Below are 22015 nucleotides of genomic sequence, written 5' to 3' on the forward strand. Positions count from 1 at the left end.
TGAGGAAAAGGACAGACACCATGTCAGAAACGCTTTCTTTGCCGGATACTCAGGTCGAGTATCGGGATTATCCGCTGGTTGCGGCGCAACCGGGGATCTGGATCGCCGACCAAATCGCGCTGCGGCGCAACAGCTTTGCCGTGGCGCACTACACCGAACTGCACGGCGATATCGATCGTTCGGCGCTGGAGCGCGCGATTCGCCAGGGGCTGGCGGAGGCGGATACGGTTCAGGCGCGCTTCTTTGAGGCGCAGGACGGCCAGCCGGTGCAACGTTTACCGCTGAACGCGGATCCCGCGCGGGTGCTGGCGCCGGAGTGGTTTGACTTCAGCGCGCGGCCAGACGCCGAACAGGCGGCGCTGGCGCTGATGCACGACGATCTGGCGCAGGATCTGCCCGCGGACGGCGAGCGCCCGCTCTATCGCCATGCGGTGATCCGCATCAGCGCCGATCGCTGGTTCTGGTACCAGCGCTTTCATCATCTGACCCTGGACGGCTTCAGCTTCGAGGCCATCACCCGCCGGATCGCCGATATCTACCGCGCGCTGCGCCACGGGCTGTCGCCGGCGGCCTCGCCGTTTACCCCGTTCGGCAAGGTGGTGGAAGAGTTTCAGCAATGGCAAACGTCGCCCGCACGCCAGCGGGCGGCCGAATTCTGGCGGCAGCATCTGCGCGATCTGCCGTCGCCGCTGTCATTGGCGACGGAAAACCGCGAGGTCGAACCGGGCGCTCGGCCGCTCAAACAGGCGCTGGTGCTGCCGGAGTCGCTGTTTGACGAAGCGCTGCGCGATGCGGCGCTGCAGTCGTTGCAACCGGCCGATATCGTCACGGCGGCACTGGCGATGTATCTGGCGCGCATGAGCGGCGAAACCCGGCTCTCCATCGGTTTTCCTTTCATGCGCCGCATGGGCTCGCAGGCGCTGGCGGCGATCGGCCCGGTGGTTAACGTGCTGCCGCTGCTGCTGAACGTGACGCCGGAGATGTCGCTGGCGGACGTCTGCCAGGCCACCGCGGCGCAAATCAAACAGGTGCGGCGCCATCAGCGCTATGAGGCGGAGCAGATCAAACGCGATCTCGGCCTGGTCGGCGGCCATCAGGAGCTGTACGGCCCGGTGGTCAACGTCAAGGTTTACCACAGCGCCTTGTCCTTCGACGGTCAAGCGGCCGTTACCCATACGCTGGCGATGGGGCCGGTCGACGACCTCGAGTTTGAGATCGGTTTTCGAAGCGGCGTGCTGACGCTGTCGTTGGTGGCCAACCCGGCCAAATACGCGCCGCGCACCTTGCAAGGCCATGCGGAGCGCATTGGCCATTGGCTGCAGCAACTGGCGCGGCGGCCGCATCAGCCGAACGGTCAACTGGCGCTGGTCAGCGAAGGGGAGCTGCGCCAACTCGCGGCCTGGGGGCGCGGCGCTGAGCTGACGCCGCCGGCGGGCATGGTGTCGATCATGGACGCTTTCCAGCGTCAGGTTGAGCGACAGCCCGAGGCGTTGGCGGTGACCTGCGGCGATGTGCGCCTCAGCTACCGTCAACTCAGTGAACGGGTGATGCAACTGGGGCGCGTGCTGATCGAAAGCGGCATCGGCGCCGAAGACGTGGTCGCCATCGGCATTCCGCGCTCGGTGGACACGCTGGTCGCGCTGTTTGGCGTGTTGGCCAGCGGCGCGGCCTATATGCCGCTCGATCTGGATTATCCGCGCGAACGTCTGGCGCTGATGTGCGACGACGCGCGGCCGGTGATGCTGCTGACCCACAGCGACACGCGGGCCAACATGCCGGATCTGCCGCAGATCATGTGCCTCGATGAGGCGCAATGCCGGGCGCGCTGCGCGGCCGCCGAGGCCGCGCCGATATCGGACGAAGAGCGGCGCGCGCCGCTGAACGAGGCGCATCTGGCCTACATGATTTACACCTCCGGTTCGACCGGCAAACCCAAAGGCGTGATGTCCACGCACCGCGGGCTGCTGAACCTGTTCTTGTCGCATCAGGCCTCGCTGTTCGGCCCGGCGATTGAAAAATTCCAGGCTCGCCGCGGGCGGCGTCTGCGCGCCGGGCATACCGCTTCGTTCTCTTTCGACTCCTCCTGGGAGCCGCTGTTCTGCATGATGATGGGCAGCGAACTGGTTATCTTCGATGAAGAGCTGCGCCGCGACCCCTGGGCGTTGCTCGAACAGACCCAACAGACCCCGATCGATCTGCTGGACATCACGCCGTCGTTCCTCTCGCAGTTGGTGGATTGCGGCCTGCTGAAGGGACAGTTTCCGCTGCCGGCGTTTGTGATGATCGGCGGCGAGGCGGCGACACCGACGCTGTGGAACCTGATGCGGCAGCATCCGGAAGTCGAGATCCATAACTATTACGGCCCGTCCGAATACACCGTCGATACCCTCGGCGCGCCGGTCACGGCCGCAGACCAGCCGGTGATCGGGCGCCCCCTGGCCAATACCGAAGTCTGGCTGCTCGACAGTCGCCTGCAGCCGGTGCCGATCGGCGCGGCGGGGGAACTGTACATTTCAGGCAAGGGCATCGCGCGCGGTTACCTGCGCCGCCCGGATCTGACGGCGGCGCGCTTTGTCGCCAATCCGTTCGCCGACGGCGAGGTGATGTACCGCAGCGGCGATCTGATGCGTTGGAGCGCGGACGGCCAGCTGGTGTTCATTGGCCGTACCGATCACCAAATCAAGGTGCGCGGCTTCCGCGTCGAGCTGGGTGAAGTGGAGAGCGCGCTGGCTGCCTTGCCGGACGTGGGGCGGGCGGTGGTGATCGCCGAGCCGATCGGCGCTACCTATCGCCTGATCGGTTACTGCTCGGTGCAGGATGACGCGCGGCGCGCCTCACCCGCGCTGCAGAGCGAGCTGCTGGGGCAGTTGGCGCAGCGTCTGCCGGATTACATGGTGCCGGCGATCCTGGTGGTGATGCCGGAGCTGCCGCTTAACGTTAACGGCAAGATTGACCGTCAGGCGCTGCCCAAACCGCAGGAGACGCTGGCGCAAAGCCTGCGCGAGCCGGCCACCGAGCAGGAAAGGCTGATTTGCCGCGCCATGGCGCAGCTGTTGGGGATGGAGCGCGTCGGTGCCGACGACGATTTCTTCGCGCTCGGCGGCGACAGCATCTCGGCGATGGGGCTGGGCACCGCCCTGCGGCGCAACGGGTATCTGCTGCGGCCGCGTGAGATCTTCGCGCTGCACACCCCCGCGCGCATGGCGCAGGCGATGCAGCCGCTGGCCGTTGGATCTCAGGCCGCGCGCAGCGTGCAGCAAGGCCCGATCGACGGGCTGCCGATCCTGCACTGGTTTGCCGAGACGGGCGACATGCATCGTCTCTTCGCGCACGGCGTTTTCCTGCGCGTGCCTGCCGAATTGCAACCGGCACAGCTGCGTTATGCGTTGGAACAGCTGCGTACGGCACACCCGGCGCTGGGCGCGCGGATCCGCGACGGCCAGTTGGTGGTTGAAACCGCCGCCGCCGGTGAATTGATGCAGCGTCATCCCGTATCCGGCGATCTGGAAACCGCGGCGGAACAGGCGTTTGATGCCGCGCTGGCGCGCCTCAATCCGGCCGAGGGCAGCATGATGCAGGCCATCTTGTTGCAGCGTGACGGGCAGAGCCTCGGGCTGGTGCTGGCGATCCACCACCTGGTGGTTGACGGCGTTTCCTGGCGCATCCTGCTCGACGAACTGCGGCAAGCGGCCGACAGCGCCATGCAGGGGCAGCCGATCGCGCTGCCGCCGGAGGAAACCTCGCTCTATGAGTGGTCCGCGCGTTTACGGGCCGACGCCGAACGCCGGGAAACCGAGCTGCCGTTCTGGCGGCAGATGCTGGCGGACGGCGTGCCGCGCTTGGGGCGCCGCGCGCTGGATCTGCAGACCGATCGTCTCGCTTCGGTGAGCGAACGGCGCACGCTGCTCGACAGCCGGCTGACCGCCGCGCTGCTGGGCGCCTTGCCGCAGGGATACCGCGCTCAGGTCGAAGAGATCATGCTGTGCGCGCTGGCGCTGGCCTGCCGGCGTCATTTCCAGGCCGCTTCGCTGCGTCTTTCGCTGGAGTCGCACGGCCGCGCCGAACTGGACGATAGCCTCGATCTGGCGCGCACCGTCGGCTGGCTGACGGCGGAGTACCCGCTGTGCATCGAACTGCATGACGCCGAACACCACGAGGCCGTGCGCGCGGTGAAACGGGTGACGCGCGCGGTGGCCGATCGCGGCATCGGCTATGGTCAACTGCGCTATTTACATCCGCAGCGTGACGAACTGGCCGCGCTGGCGCAGCGCAATGCGCCGGAGATTTTGTTCAACTACCTCGGGCGCTTCGGCCAGGATGAGGGACACTGGACGCCGCAGCGCAGCCGGACCCGTTTCCGCGACGCCTTCGCCGTGGCGCAGGATACGCAGCAGGCGCTGTGTTATGGGCTGGAAGTGAACATCTTTGTCGAAGAGCGGCGCGACGGCGCGTGTCTGGCGATCAACTGGAGCTGGCTGGAGGCCATCTTCAGCGCGAGCGACATCGAGGCGCTGCATAGGGGCATCGAGCAGGCCGTGCGTGCGCTGTGCGAGTTTGCTGAACGGCATCCCGAACGCGCAGCGGCAACGTTGACGGCGGCCGAGATCGCCCAACCGAACGTCGACGATGAAACGCTGCGCGCCTGGGAGCGGGAGTATGGGCCGTTGGCCGATGCGCTACCGCTGTTGCCCTTGCAGCACGGCTTGCTGTTCCATGCCCAGACGGCGCAGCAGGGCGGCAGTTATAACTCGCTGACGCGCCTGAGCCTCTGCGGCGAACTGGACGCGCCACGGCTCCAGCAGGCGCTGGATGCGGTGATCCGCCGCCATCCGCAGCTGGCCGCCCGGTTCAACCGCGAGGGCGAACCGCTGCAGCTGATACCGCAGGAAAGCCATTGGCCGCTGGACAGCCTCAGGCTGCCGCCGCTGTCCGCCGAACAAGAAATGCAGGCGCTGAATGAGCTGGAGCAGATAGAGCTGCAGCGCGATCTGTTTAACCAGCCGGGCGCGATGCTGCATGCGCTGTGGGTCAAACACGGCGAGAGCGAACGCTGCACGCTGTTCCTCAATGCCCACCACCTGATCGTCGATGGCTGGTCGACGCCGGTGGTGCTCAACGATCTGATGCTCGCATTGCGTGAAGGGATAACGGCGTTGCCGCCGCTGCGTTCGAACTATGCCGATATCGTGCGCCGCCTGGCCGCGCGGGATGCCGACGCCTCGCGCCGCATCTGGCGCGAGACGCTGCAGGACGTACGGCCAACGCTGCTGTTTGGCGAGACGCAGGACGACCGCGTGTTTGAGCTGGAAATGACGCTGCCGCCGGCGGAGGAACAGCGTTTGCTGACCCTGTGCCGCGAACGCGGGCTGACGCTCAATACTGTGATGCAGGGCATCTGGGCGCTGCAGCTGGCTGGCTGTTGCGGCCATCAGGACGTGGTGTTCGGCTCGCCGGTTTCCGGGCGGTTTGGCCAGATCGACGGCGTGGAAGAGCACGTTGGCCTGTTCAGCAACACGCTGCCGGTACGCGTACGGCTGGAAAACGGCCGGCCGTTGACGGAACAGCTGACCGCTCTGCAACACCGGCAGATTGAACTGCTGGAGCACGACGATTTGGGATTGGGTGAGATCCAGCACCTGGCCGGCGCGGGCACGCTGTTCGATACGCTGTTGGTGGTAGAGAACTACCCGGACAACGATGCCTTGCTCGGCGGCACAGGTTCCCTGCGCTGCGACGCCATCCGCAACAAAGGCTATACCCACTATCCGCTGACGTTGCTGGTGCTGCCCGGCGAGCGTCTGCGTCTGCTGATGGAGTACCGTGACTCGGTGCCGCAGCCTGAACGCTTCGCCGCGCGGCTGATGGCGCTGCTGCAACAATGGATTGCGCAACCGGATCTGCCGTTGCCGCGCTGGCAATTGCAAACCCCGCAGGAACAGGCGTTGATCGCGGCGGTCAACCGCACCGCACAGGCGGTAGCGGACACCACCTTGCATCAGGCGATCGCCGATCAAGCTCGGCGCACGCCGGAACGCATCGCGTTGCAGGATGCCGGGCACACCCTCAGCTACCGTGACATGCAGCGCCAGGCCGCACTGTTGGCCGAACAGCTGACGGCGGCGGGCATTCAGCCGGGCGATATCGTCGCGGTGGCGTTGCCGCGTTCCGTGCGCCTCAGCCTGGCGCTGACGGCGATTGTGCAAACCGGCGCCGCCTGGCTGCCGCTGGATACCGGTTACCCGGATGAGCGTCTGGCCTACATGGTGGCAGACGCCAAGCCACGGCTGATTATCACCGAGAGCGCCTTGGATGCCCGTTTTGCCGCGCTGGCGCCGACGTTGCGGTTCGATGCGCTGGACGACAGCGGGCGCGAACCGATGCAGCGCGCACCGGCGGGGAACGGCGATTATCCCGCCTACGTCCTGTATACCTCGGGCTCTACCGGGCGGCCGAAAGGGGTGGTGGTGAACCACCGGGCGATCGTCAACCGTCTGTTCTGGATGCAGCACGAGTATGCGCTCGATGCGCAGGACGTGGTATTGCAGAAAACGCCGTGCAGCTTCGACGTTTCCGTCTGGGAGTTCTTCTGGCCGCTGATGGTCGGCGCGCGCCTGGTGATGGCGCCGCCGGAGGCGCACCGCGATCCGCAGGCGCTGACGACGTTGATCGACGACTATGGCGTAACCACGCTGCATTTCGTTCCGTCCATGTTGGCTATCTGGGTTGAGGCGCTGAACGAACGTGCGCCGCAGCGCGCCGCCGCCAGCCTGAAACGCGTGTTCTGCAGCGGTGAGGCGTTGTCGTGTGAACTGGCATCCCGCTACCAGGCGTTGGTCGCCGCGCCGCTGCATAACCTGTATGGCCCGACGGAGGCGGCGGTTGATGTCACCTATCAACCGGCGTCCGGCGAGGCATTGGCGGCGGTGAGCGGCGCCGGCGTGCCGATCGGCAAACCGGTCTGGAACACCCAACTGAGCATTCTCGACGCCATGCTGCGGCCGGTGCCCGTCGGCTGCGCCGGCGATCTCTACCTGCGCGGCATTCAGCTGGCCGACGGCTATCTGCATCGGCCGGGATTGACGGCGCAGCGGTTTGTCGCCGATCCCGCCGGCAACGGGGCGCGCATGTATCGCACCGGCGATATCGCCCGCTGGCTGGAAGACGGCAGCGTCGAGTATTTGGGGCGCAGCGACGATCAGCTGAAGATCCGCGGCCAGCGCATCGAACTGGGCGAAATCGAACAGGCGCTGCTGGCGCAGCCGGGAGTAGCGCAGGCGGCGGTGCACGCCATCGAACTGGGTGAGGGCGCGACGGGGCTGGGCGGCGCCGATATGCGGCAGTTGGTCGCCTGGCTGATCGCCCAGCCGGGCGTGACGCTGGATACCGCCGTCCTGCATCAGGCGCTGGAGGCGCGTTTGCCGGCGCACATGATGCCGGTCAGCTATGTCATGACCGACAGCTTCCCGCTCAGCGCCAGCGGCAAGCTGGATCGCAAAGCGTTGCCTCGGCCGCAGCTGAGCCCGCAGAGCGGCCGCGTGCCGCACAGCGACAGCGAGCGCCTGCTGGCGGCGCTGTTCAGCGAACTGCTGGGGCGCGAGACGGTGTATGCCGACGACGACTTCTTCGCGTTGGGCGGCCACTCGCTGCTGGCGATGCGCCTGGCGGCGGAGCTGCGTCGGCGCGTCACCCGGCCGTTGAGCGTCGGGCAGATCATGTTCGCCCGCAGTCTGGAGAAAATGGCGCACCTGCTCGATGATGCGCAGGCCGCCGGCTCGGCCGAGAGCCGCGGCGTCGGCGAGTGCCTGCAGCTGCGGGCGGGCCAAGGCCCGGCGCTGTTCTGTCTGCACCCGGCTTCCGGTTTCGCCTGGCAGTACTCGGGGCTGAGCCGTTATCTGCCGGGGAGCTACCCGATCATCGGCCTGCAGTCGCCAAGGCCGGATGGTGCCATCGCCACCTGCGAGGACATTGAGCAGATGGTCGATCGTCATCTCGCCACTCTGCGCCGCCTGCAGCCGCAGGGGCCTTATTACCTGCTGGGCTATTCGCTCGGCGGCACGCTGGCGCACTCGATGGCCGCGCGTTTGCAGCAGCAGGGCGAAGAGGTGGCGTTCCTCGGCATGCTGGATACCTATCCGCCGGAAGGCCAGGACTGGACCGGCCCCAGCGAGGAAGAGGCGCAGAAGGAGGTGGCGCAGGAACAGGCCGAGTTTATGGCGGAAGATCATGGCGATCCGGCGCTGATGGCGGAGAAGGCGGCGATGTTCGACAGCATCGTCGCCAACTATCGTGACGCGGTGCGCCTTCTTTCTCAGGCGCGCAGTCAGCGTTTCCACGGCACGGCGACGCTGTTTGTCGCCGATCGGACGCTGCCGCCATTGATGGACATCAACGCCGTGTGGGCGCCGTATCTGGATCGGCTGATCTGTCATCACCAAGGTTGCGAGCACGCGGACATTCTGTCGCCGGCCTCGCTGGAGACGCTCGGGCCGCTGTTGCATTCGCTGCTGACGCGGCAATACGGGTTGGTATAACGCAACCGGGCCGGGGCGTGCGCCACGGCCCGTACTAAAACATGATATGCAGGACACTATGGCCAGACCTTCTTTTTTTCTTGATTTCAGTTTGCTGAGAAGCAATGCGCATTTTCGTGCGATTTTCTGCGCCCGCATGCTGTCGGTGTTTTCCCTCGGCATGCTGGCGGTGGGGGTGCCGATTCAGATCCAGGCGATGACCGGCTCCACGTTGCAGGTGGGCGTGGCGGTGGCGCTGGACGGCGTAGGCATGTTTATCGGCCTGATGTTGGGCGGGGTGCTCGCCGATCGCTACGATCGCCGCAAGCTGATCCTGTTCGCGCGCGGCACCTGCGGGCTGGGCTTTGTCGCCCTGAGTCTGAATGCCTTCGCGCCGGCCCCGTCGCTGTGGGCGCTCTATCTGCTGGCGGCGTGGGACGGGTTCTTCGGCGCGCTCGGCATGACGGCGCTGATGGCGGTGATCCCGCTGCTGGTCGGGCGCGAAAACCTGGCGGCGGCGGGGGCCTTGAGCATGGTGACGGTGCGCATCGGCGCGATCCTGGCGCCGGCGCTGGGGGGGATCATCATCGTGTTCGGCGGCGTCGGTCTCGCTTTCGCCGTCGCGGCGGCAGGGACGCTGGGCACCCTGGTCCCGCTGGTGCGCCTGCCGACGCTGCTGCCGCAGCAGCAGGAGCCGGAACACCCGCTGCGCGCGCTCGCCAGCGGCTTCCAGTTTGTCTGGCGCAATAAGGTGGTCGGCTCGGTGGTGTTGCTGGGGATGTTGATGAGCATCGTCGGCGCCGTCAGGGTACTGTTTCCGGCGCTGGCGCAGGACGCTTACCACGTCGGCGCGTCCTCTATTGGCCTGATGTACTCCGCAGTGCCGCTCGGTGCGATGCTGGGCGCGCTGACCAGCGGCTGGGTGGGGCGTTTCCCTCGCCCTGGGGTGCTGATCCTGATCGCCGCTATCGTCGCGTTCACCGCCATCGCGTCACTGGGGCTGTTCAGCCATCTGGCGCCGGCGCTGCTGGCGCTGGTGTGTTACGGCTACGCCAATGCCATCGCCTCGCTCTTGCAGTTCATGCTGATCCAGAGCAATACGCCGGATCATCTGCTGGGGCGGGTGAACAGCCTCGGCACCGCGCAGGACGTGACCGGCGATTCGATCGGCGCGCTGGGGCTCGGTTTACTGGGCAGGGTGTTCACCCCATTGATGAGCGTGCTGTCGTTTGGCGCATTCGCCGCAGTGCTCGGCGTGCTGGTGGCCTTCAGCGTGCGCACGCTGCGCCAGTGCCGGCCGGCGGACGCGTTGGTTGAGCACGATGAGCCGGCTCCGGCAACCTCAGCAGCGGCGGACAACTGACCCCTCACGGCGCCGGCTGTTCCGGCCGGTGCCGCTCCCCCCAGTCGCACATCATGTCGATCACCGGGATCAGCGAACGCCCGCGCTCGGACAGGCTGTACTCCACCTTGGGCGGGATCTGCGGATACTCCTTTCTCACCACCAGACGGTCTTTTTCCAGCTCTTTCAACGTCGAGCTCAGCGTCTTATACGAAATGGTGCCGATGCAGCGCTGCAGTTCGTTGAAGCGCAATACCGGCTTATACAACGCCAGCCAGTAGAGAATAATCATTTTGTATTTACCGTTGATCACCGACAGGGTGTAGCCATAACCGGTGTCTTCAAGGCTGATGCCCGTAGGGCTGCAGTGGGATTCGGCGGTCATTTACACTTTCTCCAGGGTAAGTATGTGTCGTGAGTGTGCGTATTTTACATTCTGTCAGCATACCCTAAGATGCGTCGAAACACCTGACTGGAGAGATCAGTATGAAAACGTTGGTGGTAGTGACACATCCCGATATGGCGAACTCGGTGGTCAACAAACGTTGGCTGGAGGAACTGCGGCGCTATCCGGCGCTGTATACCGTGCACGAACTGCATCAGGCCTATCCGGACTGGCAGATCGACGTCGCCAAAGAACAGCAGTTGATTGAAGCGCATGACAACATCGTGCTGCAGTTCCCGATTTACTGGTTCAGCAGCCCGCCGCTGCTGAAAAAATGGCTGGACGACGTGCTCACCTACGGCTGGGCCTACGGTTCTCGCAGTGGCTATAAGATGCAGAACAAGAAACTGGCGCTGGCGGTCACGGCGGGCGTGCGCGCAGAAGATTACGCGCGTGAAGGGCGTTATCGCTACTCGCTGGAGGAGATCTTCCGGCCGTTTGAAGTGACCGCCGATTATGTGCGGGCCGACTATGCTTCGTTCTTTGCCTTTTACGGCAAGGAAGCCGCTTCGGACGGGACGGCAGAGCAGGTTCAGCAACACGAGTTGGACAGCAGCGCGCAGGGCTATCGGGCATTTCTCGCCGCCCTGAATTAAGGGCACGCCCCGGATGCGCCCGGGCGTGCGCATCCGGCTACTCGATGTGAACGCCGAAACCGTCTTGCCCCGGCGCGAGATGCGCTTTCAGCGTCAGCTGCGGGATCAGATAGTCACCGGCGTTCTGCCGCCGGAAGCGGATTGGCTCGGCGTTCCACAGATTATCCAGCCGCTGCCCGAGCTGCTCGCACAGGGCGGCAAAGCGTGCCTCATCGGTTTTGCCGGCGCGGTAGGTGACGAACGGCGGCAGCACCTCGAACCCTGGGTAGTGCAGCATGCCGTGCTGGATCGGGAACAGGATATCGTCGATCGGCCCGTTGATGCCGCGCGGGGCGTAATGGGACTCCCAGCCGCCGGCGGTGACGATCAGCATCGCCCGTTTGCCCGCCAGCGTCCCCTCGCCGTAACGGTCACCCCAATGGGTGTCGGAATGCTCACCGACGCCGTAGGCAAAACCATAGGCATAGACACGCTCGAACCAGCCTTTGAGGATCGCCGGCATCGAGAACCACCACAGCGGAAACTGCAGCAGCACCACGTCCGCCCAGCGCAATTTTTGCTGCTCCCGTTCGATATCGGCGCTCTGCACGCCGTTAGCAAACGCGCGCTGCGAATCCAGCGAAGGATCGAAACGGGGCCCTGATGCGCCTTCCAGGCTGTCGTCGGCGTCAAGCGCCGCTTTCCACTTCATGGCGTACAGATCGGACACCTGTACCTGATGGCCGGCCTGCGCCAGGCGATCAACGGCGAAGTTTTTCAGTGAGCCGGTCAGCGACAGCGGCTCCGGGTGGGCGTAAACAATCAGCACATTCATAACAGCTCTCCTTGGTGTGAGAGCTGCAGGTTAGGGCGTTAGTCGGTATATTAGAAATGAATTACCGTTATCCCAGGTATAACCATGAATAATTTAAGGCGGCTGGATCTCAACCTGCTGGTGACGCTCGACGCGCTGCTGGCGGAGCACAACGTCACGCGCGCGGCGCAGCGGCTCAATTTCTCCCAGCCGGCGGTCAGCGTGCACCTCGCCAAACTGCGGGCGATCTTTGACGATCCGCTGCTGTTGCCCGGCCCGCGCGGCATGCGCCCGACCGCCAGAGCGGAGCAGCTGCGGGAACCGTTACGTCAGGCATTGGCGGCGCTCGAGTTGGCGGTGACGCCGGCGACGCCGTTCGATCCCGCCGTGGCGACCGATACCTGGCGCGTGGCCGCCTTCGACTACGGCGAATCCACCATCGTGCTGCCGGCGCTGAACGGTTTGCGCACGGCGGCGCCGGGCACCCGGCTGGCGGTGCTGGAAATCCCGCCGTCACGCATCGCCAAACGGGCGGAACAGGGGGAGATCGATCTGGCGTTTCACACCCGCGAAGGGGCGCCGCCCGGTCTGCGTCAGCGCACGCTGTTCAGTGAACGCTATGTGCTGGTGGGCCGGGTCGGCCACCCCAAGCTGCATGCCAGGCTGACGCCGGCGCAATTTTGCCAATTGGAGCAGGTGATGGTCTCGCCGGACGGCGGCGGGTTCTATGGCATGACCGACAGGGCGTTGGCGGACGTGGGGCTGAAGCGGCGGGTGGTGCTTTCCGTGCCACATTTTCTGTTCGTTATCTCGGTGCTGACGCAGTCCGATTTGGTGGCGATGCTGCCGGAGCGGCTGGTGCGCAACCAGCCTTTATTACAACGGCTCGAGCCGCCGCTGGCGGTGCCGGGCTTTGAAATGACCATGCTGTGGCACGAACGATCGCACCGGGATCCCGCTCACCGGTGGCTGCGCGAACATATCGTGCGTTCAGTGTGAGCGGGTTGGCGGGTTAAAGGGAGAAGCGTTTTTTGACTCTGTCGATCGGCGTGCCATCGCTGAGCGGCACCTGCGGCAAACGGTCGTAATCGCGAAAGCCCATTTTGTGATAGTAGGCGAGGCCACCGACGTTATCCGCCCGAATGGTGGCGTTGATGTGCTTGAAACCGTGCGACTTCGCCGCCGCTAATGTGGCAGGGAACAACGCACTGCCGACGCCGCGCACCTTCGGCGACAGGCGGGAGAAGGTGGCAATATCTGCGGTATCGGGCGGCAGGGCATCATCTGCGCTCAGCGCCTGGAAGCCCACCAACAGCCCATCCACCTCCGCGACCTGGCAGCTCAGCGCATTGCTGCCGCTGATGAACCATTCGCTGAATTCGGCGGGGGTGAGGGGCGTTTCTATCGCCGTCGTGCCGCCGGCGCCGATCACGTCATTCAATAACTGCGTCAGGGCTTCAGCGTCTTGCGGGGTTACCGTTCTGATCTTCATTGCGTTGCTATCTCCTATGATGAATCGGCTGGAACCATCGAAAGAAGATAGACGCAGGCGTCCGATAATGAAATATCAGAACGTGCCGGACCAAAAGACAGTGAGAGGAATTACATGAACAGGAAGCGGTCGGCCAGCGGAACCCCACGTTCGAGGCGCGGCGGCAACGCGTCGTCGCGATCGTCAGGCCGAGCAGCCTGCGGCGCGGCGTCTTCGGCTTTTTCAATCATCAGCTCGCCGAGCAGGGCCAGAAAACGAGTGAGCTTTTGCATATTCCCTCCGGATCCTTGATTACATTGAGAGTGATACTAATCGCCGCTCAACCGAATGGGAAAAACTTAAAACTCATATCCTAAGAACCGGATCGCATATCGCCTGACCGGGCGACGGTTGCCCATCGCCCGGTGTACGGTTTAGAAGGTGACGTTAACCTTGGCCCACAGGGTGCGGCCCGGCTCATTCACCGCGCTGTTGGCCGAATACCCGAAGGCGCTGTTGCCCGCCAGGTTGAGGTGTTCGCTGTAGGTCTTGTTCAGGATGTTATCCAGACCGGCGCTCAGCTTGACGTTTTTATTCACCTTGTAGGCGGCGTTAGCGGAAAGCACGCCGAAGCCGGCGCTTTCGGCAAAGTCTTTGCCTACCACGTTGCCTTCGTTGATCGCCACGCGGTGTTGGCTGCTGACCAAACGCCACAGGCCGGTGCCGCTCCAGTCGCCGTACTCATAGGTGAGCCCCAGACGCGCCTCCAGCGGCGGGATCTGCGGCAGCGGCCGGCCGTCGCTGGTGTTTTTGCCCCAGGAGTAGGCCAGGCTGGCGTCGGTTTTCCAGTGCTCGCTCAGTTGATAACCCATGCCCATTTCGCCGCCCATGATGTTGGCGTTGACGTTATCGGCCTGGCTGAGACGCGCATTGTGCGGATCGTATTTGAACAGGATGAAATCATCGACGCGGCCCACATAAGCGGAGACCCAACCGTTGAAGCGCTTGCCGTTGTATTGCGCGCCGATGTCGAGCTGCGTGGTTTTCTCGCTCTTGACGTTGGAGAACGGATCCTTGCTGCCGTTCGGGCCTAGCTTCGGCGAGAACAGCTCCCAGTAATCCGGGAAGCGTTCGGTATAACCGACGCCGGCATACAGCATCAGCGGTAGCTCGGCCAGCGTATGCTCCAGGCGCATAAAGCCGCTCGGCAGGGTATCTGAACGTTCCACATCGCGGCCGCTGCGGAAGTTCTCCACCAGGGTGCGATCGAGACGCGCGCCGCCGATCAGCTTATCCTGATCGCTGGTGGACCACGTCAGCTCACCGAAGGCGCCGTAGCTGTTGAACTGGGCGTCTTTTTCCCAGCTACCGCGGCTCATGCTGCGGTGGGTATTGGTCTGCGTGTCCAGGCCGCTTTCAAGCTTCACGTCCTGCCACTGCCAGGTGCCCATCACGCGGCCGCCGACGGTGCGGCGATCGAGCTGCATCGTCATGCCGGAAGACATCATGTGCCCGCCGTGGCCCCCCATGTTCATGCCGCCATGCCCACCATGGCCGCCCATGCCGCCGCTGCCCGGCGAGCGCAGGGTCACGTTGTCCATCACGTGGTTGGCGTAGTTGTAGTAGACCTGCGCTTCCAACTTATCCAGCACCTCGCCGATGTTGGATTTCTCCACCCGCATGCCCAGGCTTTCGCGTTTGAACTGCGAACCGTCCATGCTGCGGCCGGCATAGCGCGCTTCGCCGTTGCCGCGCCCCATCGTCACTTCCAGCAGCGTGTCGGCATCCGGCGTCCAGCCGAGCGCCAGATCGCCGTTCCATTTGTCCCAGCGCGATGGCACGCGCGTATTCGTTCCGTCCTGGTAATCGTTGGCGCGCGACTTGTTGGCCATCACCCGCAGGTAACCTTGTTCGGCGCCGAGGCTGGCGTCGATATTCTCGTCCCAGCGGCCATTGGAGCCGGTCAGCACGCTGGCGTTGCCCTTGATGCCCGGCTTGTCGAAGCGCGGACGTTCACGTTCGAAACGCACCGTGCCCGCCGACGAACCCGGCCCCCACAGCACCGTCTGCGGCCCTTTGGTGATGGTCAGCAGATCGAAGCTTTCCGGCGAGATGTAAGAGGTGGGCGCATCCATTCTCGATGGGCAGGCGCCGAGCATCTCCGAACCGTCAGTGAGAATTTTCAGCCGCGAACCGAACATACCGCGAAATACCGGATCGCCGTTGGTGCCGCCGTTGCGGATCTGCGAAAAACCGGGGATGGTTTTCAGATAGTCCGAACCGTCGCTGGCGGGCACCGGCTGACGCGGGGTTTTCGGTGACGTCACGATGGTCAGCGGAGAGTAGAGCGGTGCGGTGACGGTGATCACGTCGCCATCATTAACCTGTGCGTCTGTAGGGTGCTGATGCGCCTGCGCCGCGTGGCCGGCCAGCAGGAACAGCGGCATGGCGGTGGTGATTGCGCGGGTGACGGCGTTCTTTTTATAAGCGGGTTTAAACATCATCTTTCCTTAAGCTAACTTTTTTCCATTATTCTCCGGCGATTTATTCAGGCGTGGGGATGCCTGGCGAAAATCACCATCGGAAAATACGGGGGTTAATTCCCTCAACGTGGAAATAACCGGGCTAATAATGTCGTCTCAATGCATAACCATTGGGCGTATTAATTCCGCCATGTTGAAACGATCAACGGCAATACAGAAACGGCAATGGGGTATTGTTAAATCAGAGGAAAGAGACGGGCGGCGCGCGCGGCTGTAATTCGGTATGAACGACGTGGGCAAACAGGGGAACGAGATAATGAGTCGGCGGCGGGCGCGAGGCCAGAGATTGAGACCAGAACAGCGGGGCGTGGCTCACGTCCAGCAGCGGCGCGTGCAGCAACAGCACGCAGTAGCCGCAGGCGCTGTCGTCCATCATCATCGCCATGTTGTGGTGGCCGCCGCCGTGCTGCATCATCGGCGATGCGGCCTTTTCCGGCGCGGCCGGCGGCGAATGCATATCATGATGCATCGGCTTCGGCATCGCCATGCCGCAGTCCGCCATGACGGTCGTTTCAGCACTTCCGGCGCGCGCATGCTCCAGGGATCGCGAGACCACCGGCGCAATGAACAACATCAGAATGGCGAACATCCCTAACCAGGCGGCGGCCCGGTTACGTGATGCAGGGGGCTGAATTAACGACACAATCAACCTAAAAAAGGGTTAACACAGGGGAGGGAATTGTACTGGTTTATGTCGAAATGTTAAAACCTTTTATTTCTGGTCAACGGTCTGTTGATGAATATATTATCGAATGAGCGCTTTAATTCTGACCAACGGCTATTTTTTTTGCGCCAATAACGTGACGGGGACAATATTAATGACGGAAAAACTGGCGAGCACGATTATTCCGTTTTATGACGATCTGGCTGGCGCAGAGGAGTGAGTGACAATGTCACGGGCGAGTTCACCGGAACCCGCCCGTAACCTTACTTCGCGCTGACGCGCCAGACAGTGTTACCGACGTCATCCGCAACCAGCAAAGCGCCGGTCTTATCGATAGCCAACCCCACCGGGGCGCCATAGAGTTCCTTCTCATCATCGGAGACAAAACCTGTCACCACGGCCTTGAGCTTGCCGACCGGTTTGCCTTGCTCAAACGCCACATAGCTGACCCGGTAGCCGTTCAGCGGCGAGCGATCCCAACTGCCGTGCTCGCTGATAAAAGCGCCGCCGCGATAGTCGGCCGGCAGAGCGCTCGCGGTGTAGAACAGCAGCCCCAGCGGCGCGACGTGTGAGCTGAGCGCGTAGTCCGGCTTGATGGCTTTCGCCACCAGGTCCGGCCGCGGCGGCTGTACCCGTCGATCGACGTGCTGGCCGAAATAGCTGTAAGGCCAGCCGTAGAAACCGCCGTCTTGCACCGAGGTCAGGTAATCCGGCACCAGATCGGCGCCGATTTCGTCACGCTCGTTGACAATCGCCCACAGCTTGCCGCTTTGCGGCTCCCACTGCAGCCCGGTCGGGTTGCGCAGGCCGCTGGCGAAGATGCGGCTGGCGCCGGAGGCGGTGTCCACTTCCAGCACGGCGGCGCGCCGGTACTCTACGGCCAGGCCGTTTTCGGTGATGTTGCTGTTGGAACCGACGCCGACATACAGCTTTTTCCCGTCCGGGCTGGCCAGCAGGGCCTTGGTCCAGTGATGGTTGATGGTGTCCGGCAGATCGGCCAGTTCTTTGCCCGGATCGCTGATGCGCGTTTCGCCTGGCTGATAGGCGTACTGCATGATATTGCCGGTATTGGCCACGTACAGCGTATTGCCAATCAGCTGGACGCCGAACGGGGAATCGAGCCCCTCGAGGAAGACGTGCTTTTCCCAGTTGCCGCCGGCGGTTGGGCGCAGCAGGGTGATGCGATTGCCCCCTTTGCCGCCTTTACCGGACTGGCCTTTCACCAGGCCGGCGATCAGCTGCTTGGGCGTGCTCACCGCTTCCGTGCCCGGCCCGTTGGCCTCCACGACCAACACATCGCCATTGGGCAGCGTGAGCAACTGACGCGGATGAAGCAAATCGTCTGCCACCTTATCGATTTTCAAGCCTTCCGCCACTTTCGGCGTCTGATCTTGTTGCCAGCCAACGCCCTTAGGCACCTGCATCGGCGGCATCAGAAAGTCTTGCGCCGCCGGCAACGTCGGGTCCGGGCCCATTTGTTGCTCTGGCGAAATGACGGCGCTGTTATCGCAGCCGGCCAAGGCCAAAACGGCGGAAAGGGTGAGCGCCAGAGATGAGAGCTTCATGAAAACCTCCTTATTTTGCGCGGGCGCCAAGGGCCAGCAGAATATTCGCCAGGCTGAGCAGCGCGACCACGATCGCAGACAGCACCAGGCCTTGGGGCACCACGGCATACGCATCCCGGCTATGCACGAAAGCGTTGATAATGGCGAGAACGATGGCCAGCAAATTCAGCCAGAAATGGAGTTTGACCGACGATCCCCGCAGCCGAGCGCTGCCGAACCATACCTGTACCAGGTTAATCAGGCGGGGAATGATGGCAAAAATCAGGCCGATGGCAATTAGCCAACTTGCGCCATTGACCCACTGAATATTAGCGGTACAGGCATAAATGATGTCGAAAATCAGCGCCGCGGTGAAAAATCCGTAAGGTATCGGGTTGAGCCATTCATAGACGGCCACTGCGGCCGCTGAGGGCCTTGCTGTCGTTTGCGTGGTCATGCAGGCATCTCCATGAAAAATGATGGGTAAAAAGGCCATTGGCCCCTTAAAGCTTTGTTCAGATCCAGCGATTTGAACAATTTTGATTCTCATTTTTAGCATGCGATGTTAAAACCGAAACCATCACTTCGGCATTATCAATGGTTTAGCAATATCAGGAGGCAGGGCATGAGCATAGAACGCGTTCAGCGTTTTCTGGCCGAGCACGCACCGGAGACGACGGTGACGGTGCTGGCAAAGAACACCGCAACGGTGGCGCTGGCGGCAGAAGCCTTTGGCGTGGAGAGCGGGCAGATCGCCAAGACGCTTTCGTTTCGCGTTAACGGCGATGTGGTGCTGCTGGTGATGGCGGGAACTGCCAGAATCGACAACAAGAAGTACAAGCAATTCTTCGGCGTGAAGGCGCGTATGCTGCCGGCGGAAGAGGTTGAAGCATTAACCGGCTATCCGCCCGGCGGCGTTTGTCCCTTTGCCGCACCGGAGGCGGTGAGGATCTACTGCGATCATAGCCTGCGCGTTTTCGATGAAGTGCTTCCGGCAGGCGGCAGCGATAACTCCGGCGTGAGAATTGCGCCACAGCGGCTGGCCGGCATCACGGGAGCGGAGTGGATTGACGTGACGGGGTAACTGATAGTGACGCCGTCACAATACGTTATGTTAAATACAGAGTCTTTTCTCTGTATAATTATTTGTTTTTAAATGGAAAACTAGGCTATCGCATTGTGGCAAACCGCCTCGATATTATGACCATCCGGACCAATGACAAACGCCGCATAGTAGTGGGCATGATAATTGGGGCGTAAACCGGGCGCGCCATTGTCTTTGCCGCCGGCGCTTAACGCGGCGTGATAGAACGCATCGACCTGTTCACGGCTGCTTGCGGTAAATGCCAGGTGCAGATGCGCCGGTTTTTCATCGGTCTGAAACAGGCATAATGACACGTTACCCCGATCGGGACACAGCTCAACGCCATAATCGGGTTCACCTTCGGCAACGATCTTTACGCCCAGCGGCGCCAGCGCATTAAGGAAAAACGCTTTGCTCAGAGCAAAGTCGCTGACGCCAAATTTCACATGGTCAAACATGGGGATGTCCTGGAGTGTGGAAGAATGTTCCCATTCAGTATAGCCAACGCCATGAAGGCCACCGGAAACGGTGAAGACGAACGCCAGTACGCATTTGGCAGGCAGAAGTTGTTCATTTTTATGGCGCGTTTTGGTGAAATCTGCAGCATCGCAGTAGCCATGTTTTATCAGATTTCACGTAGCGCGATCAAAAAGGCGGGGGGATTTCGCCTCAATATCCCCAGAGATGTATCGCTATAAGCATGCCCGGTCATCATTAATGGCAGAACGCATTTATCTATGATCCTCAGTGGGTGGAACGTGATAAAGCTGAAACTTCGCGAGATACTGGCTGGCGTGTTAGCGGCAGTCCATCACATCGGTAGAGTTGGCTGGCGGACAAACCAACGATTGATAATTTTGCTGGGCGGTTAAGCGGCGTTGGAACGCCAGGTACCGAAATCCTGGGAAGCGGCAAGCGCATGCCTCACATGCATGCATTTACTGCAGGAAGTGAACAGGCGACAGGCATTGGGTGTTCAGAGATTTTTGCGCAAACATCATAGTGTCGCTCAGCAATAAGCGGCAATGGCAATGAAGCCTGCAGCGAAAACTCGACGGCTTAAGACCAGCTGAAAAACGAATTCGTTCAACGGCATGAGCAACGGGCGTTGAAATGGTTGGCCACAGGAGAAAACCCATGATCAAGCCAGGACGCCAGAATCCACGTATAACCACATGGGTGCGCATAATGTATATTATGTTAAATTGCATTATTGGATACGCACCGCCGTTAGCCTGGCCGTCCTTTCTCACCTCACCTTCAAGCCTTATCAGGCTGCTAACCTTTTTTATGTTTAAGCCCATCATCAGCCCGTTCAGTTTCAGCACCTCTGTTTAATCCTCGGTCGGTGTGCCCTGATGAAACCGCATCTGCCAACCGGCCTTTTCCGTCAGCATCCAAATCGACGACCGTTCTGTGCAACGAATGGCGTTGCCCTGCGCGTTGCGTTGAAAACTCTTATACGTCAGCAACACGGCGCCTTCACTGATTTTCGCCAGCGTAAAACCTTCGGCAACAATCTGCGGATGCTCAGTTTCCATTTCCAGCGCCGCAACGGTCTGGCGTTTGTCATAACGCAGACCTGAGCGACCAATCTCTTCAAAGTCTTCATGCAACAATGCCGCGACGCGCTGCGGATCGCGGCGCACCGATGGCTGATGCAGTTCAACCTCAAGCGTCTGGATTTGGCTAAACAACTTTGCAGAATGCGTCAAAATGCCCTCCTTTTTGATCGCGCTACGTGAAATCTGGCAAACTTCGGCAGTCAATCTACACCAGAATGACTCTCGTGAAACCTGACTTTGCCATGGCGCCCCCAGCGGTACTCGCCACCGCTGGCTATGGGGCATCTGAAGGTAACACTTTCTCTTCTGTAGAGTTTTTTTTATCGCGACGAGTTCTCATTAAACCTCTAAAGTGACGCCGTCACCAAAAGGAAAAACCTCACGCCTGTTTCTCTCCCAGGTGCGACCGCCGAACCCGCAATTCCCCATGCCGCCAGGCGCCGTCTGCCGTGGTGCGATTATCGAGCAGGCGATTCAAGGCTTCTTCGACCAGCCGGTCGATGCGTTGGCTGTAGCTGGTCAGCGCCCAGTTGGCTGATCCGGCCTCGTCGATATCGTCGAAACCTACCACGGCCATTGCAGACGACGGAGCCACTTGCCTGAGCGCTTCGAGCGCCCCCAGCGCCAACACGTCGTTCTCGCAGAACAGCGCCTCAACCCGCTCGCTTTCCGGCGTTGCCTGCAGGTATTCGCTCATCAGCTGGAAACCGCGTTGGCGATCGTAGTGGCCAGCCGTGAGCACCCGATCCAGCTGAAAGCCAGAGGTTATCAGCCTATCGCGGTAGCCTTCCATGCGCAGCAAATGGCTACTTTGCGTGTCTGGCCCCTTCATGTAGCCAAAGCGCCGATGCCCTTGCTCTATCAGCAACCCAGCGATCTCTTCGCCGGCGCGGTAGCCGTCGATGTTCACCACATCAATGTGTTCACTTTCCGTATTGCGGCATACCTGCACCAGCGGGATCTGATGCAGATCTTGCGCAATCGCCGCCCACTCTTGGGTTAACACCGTCGCCAGGAACAAAATGCCATCGACCTGCAGCTGGTCGGCCATCGCCATTACCGCCCGGTAGTTTTCCCCGGCGGTGATGTTCAGCAGCAGCGCCATATAGCCGCGGGTTTGCAGCTGTTTGGTGACCATATCGAGCATCATCATCGAATGCGGGTTCTTCATCTCGTCGATGGCCACGCCGATGATGTGCGTGCGTTTTTGCGACAGGCTGCGCGCCAGCAGATTGGGTCGATAGCCCAGCTCGGCCGCCGCCGCCAGTACGCTTTCACGCGCGCTGTCTGAGATCGACGCACCGGGCGTAAAGGCGCGCGATACCGTCCATTTAGAGACGCCGGCCTTTTCGGCGACGTCGCTGGCGGTGGCTTTGTGGTGTTTCGTCATGGTTGCGTCGATCCCTGCTTCGGTGAAGTCACACTATACCCTGCTCGCTCAGATCCCCTAAGCGCCTG

The 22015-nt window shown here is 62.1% G+C and carries 18 protein-coding genes; 6 read left to right on the forward strand and 12 right to left on the reverse strand.

Annotated features, from left to right (window positions below; translation table 11 throughout):
- The first annotated feature begins 20 nt into the window (after positions 1 to 20).
- Positions 21 to 8531: an amino acid adenylation domain-containing protein gene (locus ACJ8M3_RS05570; protein ID WP_442514624.1), complete on the forward strand. Its 8511-nt coding sequence runs from the start codon at positions 21 to 23 to the stop codon at positions 8529 to 8531.
- A 58-nt stretch (positions 8532 to 8589) separates the two neighbouring features.
- A complete protein-coding gene (entS, locus tag ACJ8M3_RS05575; protein WP_442514625.1) occupies positions 8590 to 9873 on the forward strand; it encodes an enterobactin transporter EntS in 1284 nt (427 codons plus the stop codon).
- Positions 9874 to 9877: 4 nt separating this feature from the next.
- Here entS and ACJ8M3_RS05580 read toward each other — a convergent pair whose 3' ends face one another.
- Entirely contained in the window at positions 9878 to 10237 is a 360-nt protein-coding gene (locus ACJ8M3_RS05580) for a winged helix-turn-helix transcriptional regulator (protein ID WP_033643111.1), read from the reverse strand.
- Between the two features lie 101 nt (positions 10238 to 10338).
- On the opposite strand from ACJ8M3_RS05580, the gene ACJ8M3_RS05585 reads away from it, so the two are divergent.
- Entirely contained in the window at positions 10339 to 10893 is a 555-nt protein-coding gene (locus ACJ8M3_RS05585) for an NAD(P)H-dependent oxidoreductase (protein ID WP_033643110.1), read from the forward strand.
- 37 nt (positions 10894 to 10930) lie between these two features.
- Here ACJ8M3_RS05585 and ACJ8M3_RS05590 read toward each other — a convergent pair whose 3' ends face one another.
- The gene (locus ACJ8M3_RS05590; protein WP_033643109.1) at positions 10931 to 11707 is read right to left on the reverse strand and encodes an NAD(P)H-dependent oxidoreductase; all 777 of its coding nucleotides are present in this window, start codon (positions 11705 to 11707) and stop codon (positions 10931 to 10933) included.
- An 84-nt stretch (positions 11708 to 11791) separates the two neighbouring features.
- On the opposite strand from ACJ8M3_RS05590, the gene ACJ8M3_RS05595 reads away from it, so the two are divergent.
- Positions 11792 to 12685, forward strand: coding sequence for a LysR family transcriptional regulator (locus ACJ8M3_RS05595; RefSeq protein ID WP_089197064.1), 894 nt, complete (start codon positions 11792 to 11794; stop codon positions 12683 to 12685).
- A 13-nt stretch (positions 12686 to 12698) separates the two neighbouring features.
- On the opposite strand, the gene ACJ8M3_RS05600 is transcribed toward ACJ8M3_RS05595, so the two are convergent.
- From ACJ8M3_RS05600 to ACJ8M3_RS05625, 6 genes are all read right to left on the reverse strand, one after another.
- Positions 12699 to 13178 carry a GNAT family N-acetyltransferase gene (locus ACJ8M3_RS05600; protein ID WP_033643107.1) on the reverse strand — a complete coding sequence of 160 codons (480 nt, stop codon included), beginning with the start codon at positions 13176 to 13178 and terminating at the stop codon, positions 12699 to 12701.
- A 110-nt stretch (positions 13179 to 13288) separates the two neighbouring features.
- Positions 13289 to 13450 (reverse strand): hypothetical protein, encoded by a 162-nt coding sequence (locus tag ACJ8M3_RS05605; protein ID WP_162997437.1) that lies wholly within the window; start codon positions 13448 to 13450, stop codon positions 13289 to 13291.
- Between the two features lie 141 nt (positions 13451 to 13591).
- On the reverse strand, positions 13592 to 15658 hold the full coding sequence (locus tag ACJ8M3_RS05610) for a TonB-dependent copper receptor (protein WP_060660706.1): 2067 nt from the start codon (positions 15656 to 15658) through the stop codon (positions 13592 to 13594).
- 223 nt (positions 15659 to 15881) lie between these two features.
- Complete coding sequence (locus ACJ8M3_RS05615; RefSeq protein ID WP_071991645.1) at positions 15882 to 16289, reverse strand: DUF2946 domain-containing protein; 408 nt, start codon at positions 16287 to 16289, stop codon at positions 15882 to 15884.
- Between the two features lie 338 nt (positions 16290 to 16627).
- Positions 16628 to 17929: a PQQ-dependent sugar dehydrogenase gene (locus tag ACJ8M3_RS05620; RefSeq protein WP_089197063.1), complete on the reverse strand. Its 1302-nt coding sequence runs from the start codon at positions 17927 to 17929 to the stop codon at positions 16628 to 16630.
- Between the two features lie 10 nt (positions 17930 to 17939).
- The gene (locus ACJ8M3_RS05625) at positions 17940 to 18365 is read right to left on the reverse strand and encodes a DUF2231 domain-containing protein (protein ID WP_033650381.1); all 426 of its coding nucleotides are present in this window, start codon (positions 18363 to 18365) and stop codon (positions 17940 to 17942) included.
- A gap of 168 nt (positions 18366 to 18533) precedes the next feature.
- Between ACJ8M3_RS05625 and ACJ8M3_RS05630 the strand changes: the two genes are divergently transcribed.
- Positions 18534 to 18992: a YbaK/EbsC family protein gene (locus ACJ8M3_RS05630; RefSeq protein ID WP_033643103.1), complete on the forward strand. Its 459-nt coding sequence runs from the start codon at positions 18534 to 18536 to the stop codon at positions 18990 to 18992.
- A gap of 80 nt (positions 18993 to 19072) precedes the next feature.
- On the opposite strand, the gene ACJ8M3_RS05635 is transcribed toward ACJ8M3_RS05630, so the two are convergent.
- Positions 19073 to 19450 carry a VOC family protein gene (locus ACJ8M3_RS05635; protein WP_033643102.1) on the reverse strand — a complete coding sequence of 126 codons (378 nt, stop codon included), beginning with the start codon at positions 19448 to 19450 and terminating at the stop codon, positions 19073 to 19075.
- A gap of 24 nt (positions 19451 to 19474) precedes the next feature.
- Between ACJ8M3_RS05635 and ACJ8M3_RS05640 the strand changes: the two genes are divergently transcribed.
- Positions 19475 to 19690: a hypothetical protein gene (locus ACJ8M3_RS05640; RefSeq protein ID WP_033643101.1), complete on the forward strand. Its 216-nt coding sequence runs from the start codon at positions 19475 to 19477 to the stop codon at positions 19688 to 19690.
- A 240-nt stretch (positions 19691 to 19930) separates the two neighbouring features.
- Here ACJ8M3_RS05640 and ACJ8M3_RS05645 read toward each other — a convergent pair whose 3' ends face one another.
- The 3 genes from ACJ8M3_RS05645 to ACJ8M3_RS05655 form a co-directional block, all read right to left on the reverse strand.
- Positions 19931 to 20320: a hypothetical protein gene (locus ACJ8M3_RS05645; RefSeq protein ID WP_103681786.1), complete on the reverse strand. Its 390-nt coding sequence runs from the start codon at positions 20318 to 20320 to the stop codon at positions 19931 to 19933.
- 6 nt (positions 20321 to 20326) lie between these two features.
- The gene (locus ACJ8M3_RS05650) at positions 20327 to 20707 is read right to left on the reverse strand and encodes a nuclear transport factor 2 family protein (protein ID WP_089197062.1); all 381 of its coding nucleotides are present in this window, start codon (positions 20705 to 20707) and stop codon (positions 20327 to 20329) included.
- A 229-nt stretch (positions 20708 to 20936) separates the two neighbouring features.
- A complete protein-coding gene (locus ACJ8M3_RS05655) occupies positions 20937 to 21947 on the reverse strand; it encodes a LacI family DNA-binding transcriptional regulator (RefSeq protein ID WP_069100158.1) in 1011 nt (336 codons plus the stop codon).
- Positions 21948 to 22015 lie beyond the last annotated feature (68 nt).

It is taken from the genome of Serratia sp. CY55921, from assembly GCF_052167655.1.
Lineage (GTDB): Bacteria > Pseudomonadota > Gammaproteobacteria > Enterobacterales > Enterobacteriaceae > Serratia > Serratia ureilytica.